The organism is Streptomyces sp. NPDC060064 (assembly GCF_042736455.1).
Lineage (GTDB): Bacteria > Actinomycetota > Actinomycetes > Streptomycetales > Streptomycetaceae > Streptomyces.
In genome coordinates, this window is sequence record NZ_JBHWWF010000082.1 from 1 (window position 1) to 10,012 (window position 10,012).

Sequence of the window (10,012 nt, forward strand, 5' to 3'; positions counted from 1 at the left end):
GCAGCACTCGACTGGAACGGCGTGTACGCGGGCCACAACCCCCGCCGCGTCGACCTCCCCACCTACGCCTTCCAACACCAGCACTACTGGCTCCACGCAACAGCCTCGTCCGGTGACGCCACCAGCCTCGGACTCGGCACGACCAAGCACCCCCTGCTCGGCGCCGCGATCACTCTCCCGGACTCCGACGGCGTACTGCTCACCGGCCGCCTGTCCCTCCAGTCCCACCCCTGGCTCGCCGACCACATCGTCATGGACACCGTCCTCCTCCCCGGCACCGCACTGGTCGAGCTCGCCATCCACGCCGGCGACCAAACCAGCTGCAACTCACTCGAGGAACTGACGCTCCAAGCCCCACTCGTACTCCCCCAACACGGCGGCATCGCCCTCCGCGTGACCGTCGGCGCCGCCGATGACAACGGACACCGCCACGTCACCATCCACTCACGCCTCGACAACGCCGAGGCAGGAACACCGTGGACCCGCCACGCCACCGGGCTCCTGTCCGAGGGAAGTGCCGACGGCAGCGCCGACTTGTCCGTCTGGCCGCCCAAGGGCGCCGACACCATCGAGCTCGACGGGCTGTACGACGGTCTGGCGAGCATCGGCCTCACCTACGGCCCGGTCTTCCAGGGGCTGCGCGCCGCCTGGCGACTCGACAACGACATCTACGCCGAAGTGGCACTGCCCGAAGGCACCGCAACCAACGGCTACGGGCTCCACCCCGCACTCCTCGACGCCGCCCTGCACGCCGTGTCCCTGGGCGACTTCACCGGAGCCTCGGACGAGGCACGACTGCCGTTCGCCTGGAGCGGTGTGTCTCTCCACGCCACCGGCGCCTCTGTGCTCCGCATCAAGCTCTCGGCAGCCGGCACCGACGCCGTATCCATCAGCGCAGCCGACGGAAGCGGTGCACCTGTCGCAACCGTGGAATCGCTGATGCTGCGGACGGTGGACTCCGCGCAGCTCTCGACCGCCCAGCGTGCCTTCCACGACTCTCTGTTCCAGGTGGACTGGACGGACATCACCGTCCCGGCTCCCGTGTACAAGACCCTGTTCGTGATTGGCACAGATGCTGTCCTGTCCTCCGGCGCCTCGGAGCTCGCGACGTACGCCGACCTCGATGCCCTCGCCAAGGCCGTCGAGTCCGGTACCCCGGTGCCGGAGCTGGTCCTCGTACCACTGGCAGCAGCCGATGAGGGTACGGACACGGCTGATGCTGCACACCAGTCCGCACATCACGCACTGAGCCTGGTGCAGAACTGGCTGGCGGAAGACCGGTTCACAGACTCGCGCCTGGTCTTCATCACCCACGGCGCCGTCGCCGCGGGCCCGGCTGAAGCCGTCCAGGATCTGGCGAACGCACCAGTCTGGGGTCTCATCCGCTCGGCACAGGCCGAAAACCCCGACCGCTTCGTCCTCCTCGACACCGACGACGCGTCGCCCGCTTGGGACCGACTCGCCTCGGTGGCCTCGACCGGCGAGCCGGAGGCGGCGCTGCGCGATGGTGTCGTACGAGCGCCTCGCCTGGCCCGCGTGCCCGTCTCCGAGACCGCCTCGGCAATCGAGCTGGACCCCTCCGGCACCATCCTGATCACCGGCGGCACCGGCGCCCTCGGCTCCCTCGTCGCCCGCCACCTCGTCACCGAACACGGCGTACGCAACCTCATCCTCACCAGCCGCCGCGGACTCGACGCCAACGGCGCACCCGAGCTGGCCACCGAACTCACCGAACTCGGCGCGGACAAGGTAGACATCGCCGCCTGCGACGCTGCGGACCGCAGCTCGCTCGAGACGGTGCTCAAGTCGATCGACAGTGAGCGTCCCCTCACCGCCGTGATCCACACCGCTGGTGTCCTGGACGACGGTCTGATCAACTCCCTCACCCCCGAACGCCTCGACGCCGTCATGCGCCCCAAGGTCGACGCCGCCCTCAACCTCCACGAACTGACAGCCAACACAAACCTGTCCGCATTCGTCCTCTTCTCCTCCGCCGCCGGCGTCATCGGCAACCCAGGCCAAGGCAACTACGCCGCCGCCAACACCTTCCTCGACGCACTCGCCCACCACCGCCAAGCACTCAACCTCCCCGCAACCTCCCTCGCCTGGGGCGCCTGGGAACAAGCCGGCGGCATGGCCGGTGGGCTCAGCGACGCGGACCGCCACCGCCTCAATGGCCTCACCGACACCCAAGGCCTCGAACTCCTCGACGCCGCATGGCCCACCAACACACCCCTGCTCGTACCGATGCACCTGGACCTGGCCGCCGTACGGGCCCAGGCATCATCGGCCGGCGTACCGCCGCTGCTGCGAGGACTCGTACGAACCCCTGGCCGCCGCAGCGCGCAGCAGACCGCGGTCGTTGAGTCGGAGGCATTCGCCAAGCGTCTGGCCGGTCTCACGGCGGACAAGCGTGCGGAGCTGCTGCTCGACCTCGTACGTACGCAGACGGCAGCCGTCCTCAGTTTCGCGGGACCCGATGACATCGACCCGAAGCGCGGCTTCCTGGAGCTGGGTGTCGACTCGCTGACGGCCGTCGAACTGCGCAACCAGCTCGGCAAGGCGACCGGACTACGGCCGCCCGCCACGCTGATCTTCGACTACCCGGCGCCGGCCGCCGTGGCCGACTACCTGGCAGCGGAGCTCGGTACGGAGACGGGCGCGACCGCGCTGTCCGTCCACTCCGAGCTCGACAAGCTCGAATCGCTGCTCGCGGCGATCGGCGGCGGCGCCGACGAGCGTTCCGGAATCACCGCCCGGCTGCGGGCCGTGATGTCGAAGTGGACCGACGCCCAGACCGAAGCGGACGGCGCAGCACCGGACGACGCGCTGGAGTCGGCGACAGCCGACGAGTTGTTCGACCTGCTCGACAACGAACTTGGCCAGTCCTGAACCCGCACGTCGTAGCCCTCACAGTGGAGTGACCTCAGTGTCGAACGAAGAGAAATTGGTCGACTACCTCAAGCGGGCGACGGCCGACCTGCGCGATACCCGACGCCGCCTGCGCGAGGCGGAGGACAAGGACCGCGAGCCGATCGCGATCATCGGCATGGCCTGCCGCTATCCGGGCGGGATCACCACGCCCGAGGCGCTGTGGCAGCTCTTGATCGACGGGCGTGACGGCATCACGGAGGTCCCCGCCGACCGTGGGTGGGACATCGATGCCTTGTCCCTCGCGGACGAGAACGCCGCGGGCGACCCCGGCCACGACGGCGAGAAGCGGGTACCGCGCGGCGGATTCCTGGAAGGGGCCGGGGACTTCGACCCCACCTTCTTCCGGATCTCGCCGCGTGAGGCGCTGGCGATGGACCCGCAGCAGCGGCTGCTGCTCGAGGCTTCCTGGGAGGCGTTCGAGCGGGCCGGGATCGACCCGGAGTCGGTGCACGGCAGCAAGACCGGCGTGTTCGCGGGCTTGATGAACAACACCGACTACACGCCGTCCCCCGCGCAGGAGGGCATCCCCGAAGGCATCGAGGGCTTCCTCGGCACGGGCGGTTCCGGCAGTGTCGCCTCCGGCCGCGTCTCCTACACCCTGGGCCTCGAAGGTCCGGCCGTCACCGTGGACACGGCCTGCTCGTCGTCCCTCGTGACGCTGCACCTCGCGGCGCAGGCACTGCGCAACGGCGACTGCACCCTCGCCCTGGCCGGCGGCGCCACCGTGATGGCCACTCCGGGTACGTACCTGGAGTTCTCGCGGCAGCGAGGCCTTGCCCTCGACGGCCGCTGCAAAGCCTTCGCCGACGCGGCCGACGGAACGGGCTTCTCCGAGGGCGTCGGCATGCTGCTCCTGGAGCGGCTGTCGGACGCCGAGCGCAACGGCCACAAGGTCCTTGCGGTCGTACGCGGCTCCGCCGTCAACCAGGACGGCGCGAGCAGCGGCCTGACCGCTCCCAACGGCCCGTCGCAGCAGCGTGTCATCCGCCAGGCCCTGACCAACGCGGGTCTGTCGACGGCCGATGTGGATGTGGTCGAGGCGCACGGTACGGGTACGCGGCTGGGCGACCCGATCGAGGCCCAGGCGCTGCTGGCCACGTACGGCAAGGACCGTCCTGCGGAACAGCCTCTGTGGCTGGGGTCGTTCAAGTCGAATGTCGGCCACACGCAGGCGGCGGCCGGTGCCGCGGGCATCATCAAAATGGTCCTGGCACTGCGCGCGGGTGTCATGCCGAAGACCCTGCATGTGGACGCCCCTTCTCGGAAAATCGACTGGTCGGCGGGGGCGGTATCGCTGCTGACCGAGGCGCGGGACTGGCCGGAGACCGGGCGTCCGCGGCGCGCCGCGGTGTCTTCGTTCGGCGTCAGTGGCACGAATGCGCATGTGGTGCTGGAGCAGGCGCCGGTCGTGGAGGCCGAGCCGACTTCTGAGGTTCCTGTTGTCGGTGGGATCGTCCCGTGGGTGCTGTCGGGCAAGACTGAGGACGCGCTGCGGGCGCAGGCTCAGCGGCTGCACTCCTTCATGGAGGAGAACTCCCAGCTGGGTCTGGCCGATGTGGGCTACTCGCTTGCCGTGTCACGGGCGCGGTTCGAGCACCGGGCGGTCGTCTCGGGCGCGAGCCGTGAGGAGCTGCTGTCCGGGCTGGAGGCTGCTGCTGCCGGCGATCTGTCAGGTGCGGTGACCACTGGCAGCGTGAACCGCGGCCGGGTCGCGTTCCTCTTCACGGGTCAGGGCAGCCAGCGGACCGGGATGGGCCGCGAGCTGTACGAGACCTACCCCGTCTTCGCGGCGGCCTTCGACGAGGTCTGTGCGCACTTTGACGGGCACCTCGAGCGCCCGCTGAAGGACCTCGTCTTCGACACGGACAACGCGGACTCCGGTCTGCTCGACCAGACGGTATTCACCCAGGCCGCACTGTTCGCGATCGAGGTCGCACTCTTCCGCCTCGTCGAGGCCTGGGGACTCACCCCCGACTTCCTCGTCGGCCACTCCGTCGGCGAACTCGCTGCCGCACACGCGGCAGGCGTCTTCACGCTGGCGGACGCCACGAAGCTGGTCGCTGCGCGCGGCCGGCTGATGCAGGCCCTCCCGGTCGGCGGAGCCATGGCCGCGATCCAGGCCACCGAAGCCGAAATCCTGACGACGGTCGAAGGCCGCGAGCACGAGATCGCCATCGCCGCGATCAACGGACCTTCGTCGGTAGTGGTCTCCGGTGACGAGGCTGCTGTGGTGGAGGTGCTGGAGTACTGGCGGGAGCAGGGCCGCAAGGTCCGCCAGCTCCGCGTCAGCCACGCCTTCCACTCCCCCCGCATGGAACCCATGCTCGAGGAGTTCCGCACCATCGCAGCCAGCCTGACGTACTCGACACCGAGCATCCCGGTCGTCTCCAACCTCACCGGCCAACTCGCCACACCCGAGGACCTCGGCACCGCCGACTACTGGGTACGCCACGTCCGCCAAGCAGTCCGCTTCGCCGACGGCATCACCCACCTCGCCACCCAAGGCGTCACCACCTACCTGGAACTCGGCCCCGACGGAACCCTCTCCGCCATGGCCCAGGAAACCCTCCCCGACGCCCATGACGTGGTCTTCACCCCCGTCCTGCGCAAAAACCGCCCCGAAGCCGACACCCTCACCCAAGCCATCGCCCACACACACGTACACGGCACAGAGCTGGACTGGGACGGCGTGTACGCGGGCCACCACCCGAACCGCGTCGAACTCCCCACCTACGCCTTCCAGCACCAGCGCTACTGGCTGGACATGCCTTCTGTTGGTGGTGACGCGACCAGCCTCGGTCTCGGCTCGACGGATCACCCGCTGCTGGGCGCCGCCGTAACCATCCCGGATTCGGACGGAGTGCTTCTCGCAGGCCGCCTGTCCCTCCAGTCGCACCCATGGCTGGCGGACCACGCCGTCATGGACACCGTTCTCCTCCCCGGCACAGCACTGGTCGAGCTCGCCATCCACGCCGGCGACCAGGTCGGCTGCGGTGCGCTGGAGGAGCTGACGCTCCAAGCCCCGCTGGTCCTCCCCGAGCAGGGGGGTGTCGCGCTGCGCGTGACGGTGGATGCCGCCGACGAGGGGGGTCGTCGGTCGGTAGCCATCTACTCGCGCCTCGACGACGCCGAGCCCGACACTTCGTGGACTCTCCATGCGGTTGGCTCCCTGGACGAGACCGTCTCGGATGCCTCTCTCGATCTGTCGGTGTGGCCGCCCAAGGGCGCCGAGGTCGTGGAGCTCGACGGCCTGTACGCCGGCTTGGCGGGGGTCGGTCTCTCGTACGGCCCGGTGTTCCAGGGTCTTCGGGCTGCGTGGCGACTGGGCGGCGACGTGTTCGCCGAGGTCGCACTTCCCGAAGGCACCACCACCGACGGCTTCGGACTGCACCCCGCACTCCTCGACGCCGCCCTGCACGCCGTGGCCCTGGGCGACTTCACCGAAACATCGGACCAGGCACGACTGCCCTTCGCCTGGAGCGGCGTGTCTCTCCACGCCACCGGAGCCTCTGTGCTCCGCGTCAAGCTCTCGCCGGCCGGCACCGACGCCGTATCGATCAGCGCAGCCGACGAGACCGGAACCCCCGTCGCTACCGCAGACGCCCTGGTACTCCGCACCGTCACAACCGAACAGCTTTCGGCGGGCCGTAGCGGCTTCCACGACTCGCTGTTCTGCGTGGAGTGGCCGGAGCTGTCGCTGCCGTCCGTCGAGCCGAGGTCATGGGCCGTACTGGGCGAGCAGGGCATCTTTGGCGACAGCCCACTGTTCGCAAACTTGACCGGACTCGCTACCGCCGACGCCATCCCCGAGGTCGTCTTCGCCCCCATTGCGGCGTACGAAGGTACGGACACGGCCGTTGCCGCGCACCAGGCGGCACACCATGCCCTGGGCCTCGTCCAGGACTGGCTGGCAGAGGACCGCTTCGCCGACTCCCGACTCGTCTTCATCACCCACGGCGCCGTCGCCGCAGGCCCGAACGAAGCCGTCACCGACCTGGCCAACGCACCCGTCTGGGGCCTCGTACGCTCCGCACAAGCCGAAAACCCCGACCGCTTCCTACTCCTCGACCTCGACGAGACCTCGGAACTCACCCGACTGTGGCCGCTCCTCGGCTCCGACGAACCAGAAGCAGCCCTCCGTAACGGCGCCATACGTGCACCCCGCCTAGCCCGCACGCCCGCCTCCGAAACCCCCGCACCCATCGAGCTGGACCCCTCCGGCACCATCCTCATCACCGGCGGCACCGGCGCCCTCGGCTCCCTCGTCGCACGCCACCTCGTCACCCAACACGGCGCACGCCACCTCATCCTCACCAGCCGCCGCGGACTCGACGCCAACGGCGCACCCGAGCTGGCCACCGAACTCACCGAACTCGGCGCGGACAAGGTAGACATCGCCGCCTGCGACGCTGCGGACCGCAGCTCGCTCGAGACGCTGCTCAAGACGATCGACAGCGAGCGTCCCCTGACCGCCGTCATCCACACCGCCGGTGTCCTGGACGACGGCCTGATCAACTCCCTCACCCCCGAACGCCTCGACGCCGTCATGCGCCCCAAGGTCGACGCCGCCCTCAACCTCCACGAACTGACAGCCGACACAAACCTGACGGCCTTCGTTCTCTTCTCCTCCGCCGCCGGCGTCATCGGCAACCCAGGCCAAGGCAACTACGCCGCCGCCAACACCTTCCTCGACGCACTCGCCCACCACCGCCGCTCGCTCGGCCTCCCCGCAACCTCCCTCGCCTGGGGCGCCTGGGAACAAGCCGGCGGCATGGCCGGAGACCTCAGCGACACAGACCGCCACCGCCTCAACGGCCTCACCGACACCCAAGGCCTCGAACTCCTCGACGCCGCATGGCCCACCAACACACCCCTGCTCGTACCCATCCGACTCGACCTCACCACCATCCGCGCCCAAGCATCATCGACCGGCACACCGCCCCTCATGCGCGGACTCATACGCACCCCCACCCGCCGCACCGCCCACACCACCACCCCGGTGGTGGCGCGTGGCGAGTGGGCAAAGCAACTCGTCGCCCACGCGCCCGGCGAGCGGCATGCGTTCGCACTCGACCTGGTCAGGGCGCGGGTCGCCGCGGTGCTCAGCTACCCCAATGCTGAATCGGTGGACCCTGAGAAGGCGTTCAAGGAGTTCGGGTTCGACTCGCTGACAGCCGTCGAGTTCCGCAACCAGCTCGGCACGGCTGTTGGGCTCCGTCTCCCCGCCACCCTTGTCTTCGACCACCCGAACGCGACGGCCGTCGCCGATTTCGTGGTCGCTGAGCTCACCGACACCCATGCGGCGATTGAGGTCAACGCCTCGACTGTCGACCCTGCGGATGACGAGCCGATCGCGATCGTCGGCATGGCCTGCCGCTATCCGGGCGGAATCACCACTCCCGAGGAGATGTGGCAGTTCCTGCTCACGGACGGCGACGGAATCACGTCCTTCCCGACCGACCGCGGCTGGGACCTGGAGCGAGTCTTTGGCGAGGATCCGGAGAACCCCGGAGAGTCGTACGCACTCGAAGGCGGATTCCTGAAGGACGCGGGTCACTTCGACCCGACCTTCTTCGGTATCTCGCCGCGCGAGGCAGTGGCGATGGACCCGCAGCAGCGGCTGCTGCTCGAGGCTTCATGGGAAGCGCTGGAGCGCGCGGGCATCGACCCGGCATCCGTACGCGGCAGTTCAACAGGTGTCTTCGCCGGCGTGATGTACCACAACTACGCCTCGCGTCCCACGGAGATCCCGGAGGGTGTGGAGGGCTTCCTCGGCACAGGCGGTTCGAGCAGCGTCATCTCGGGACGGGTGTCGTACACGTTCGGGTTCGAGGGTCCGGCTGTCACTGTGGACACCGCATGCTCGTCCTCGCTGGTCGCCCTCCATCTGGCCGCGCAGTCGCTGCGTCGAGGCGAGTGCTCCATGGCCTTGGCCGGTGGTGTCACCGTCATGCCGACACCGGACACGTTCGCCAGCTTCGCCCTGCAGCGCGGCCTCGCACTGAACGGCCGCTGCAAGCCCTTCGCCGGCGCAGCCGACGGCACCGGCTGGTCCGAAGGCGTGGGCATGCTGCTCGTCGAACGCCTCTCGGACGCACAGCGCAACGGCCACAAGGTCCTTGCGGTCGTACGCGGTACGGCCGTCAACCAGGACGGCGCATCCAACGGCCTGACCGCTCCCAACGGCCCGTCCCAGCAGCGCGTCATCCGCCAAGCCCTCGCCAACGCCGGTCTGTCGACAACCGATGTGGATGTCGTCGAAGCGCACGGCACGGGCACACGCCTCGGTGACCCGATCGAGGCGCAGGCGCTGCTGGCCACGTACGGCCAGGGACGCGACGCCGACCAGCCGTTGTGGCTCGGCTCGATCAAGTCCAACCTCGGCCACACCCAGGCAGCGGCCGGCGTCGCCGGCATCATCAAAATGGTCCTGGCACTGCGCGCAGGTGTCATGCCCAAAACTCTCCACGTGGACGAGCCTTCACCGCACGTCGACTGGTCGACGGGTGACGTCTCCCTGCTCACCGAGGCACGGAAGTGGCCCGAACTGGACCGCCCGCGCCGCGCCGCCGTCTCGTCCTTCGGCATCAGCGGCACCAACGCTCATGTCTTGATCGAGCAGTTCCCGGCCGAAGCCGAGACTGTCTCGTCGAATCCACAGCGTGTGGTTGATGGAGTCGTACCGTGGGTGCTCTCCGGCAAGTCCGAGGACGCGCTGCGGGGCCAGGCTGAGCGGCTCGCGACATTCGTCGGCGAGCGGTCCGACCTGGGTCTGGCGGATGTGGGGTACTCGCTTGCGGTGTCGCGGGCGCGGTTCGAGCACCGGGCCGTCGTCACCGGCACTGACCGGGAAGAACTCCTTGCCGGACTGCAGGCGTTGGCCACCGGCGATCTGTCGGGCGCGGTGACCGCCGGGAACATAGGCCGTGGCCGGTTGGCGTTCCTGTTCACGGGGCAGGGCAGCCAGCGGGTCGGAATGGGCCGGGAGCTGTACGAGACCTACCCCGTCTTCGCGGAGGCCTTCGACGAGGTCTGTGCGCACTTTGACGGGCACCTCGAGCGCCCGCTGAAGGACCTC

2 protein-coding genes are annotated in these 10,012 nt (G+C 69.1%); both read left to right on the plus strand.

What is annotated here, in order from left to right; translation table 11 throughout:
* Positions 1-2,892: type I polyketide synthase (locus ACFWDI_RS40275; protein ID WP_385311999.1), on the plus strand; the 2,892-nt coding region annotated here is incomplete at its 5' end.
* Between the two features lie 37 nt (positions 2,893-2,929).
* A partial coding sequence (locus ACFWDI_RS40280; protein ID WP_385312001.1) for a type I polyketide synthase occupies positions 2,930-10,012 on the plus strand: 7,083 nt, incomplete at its 3' end.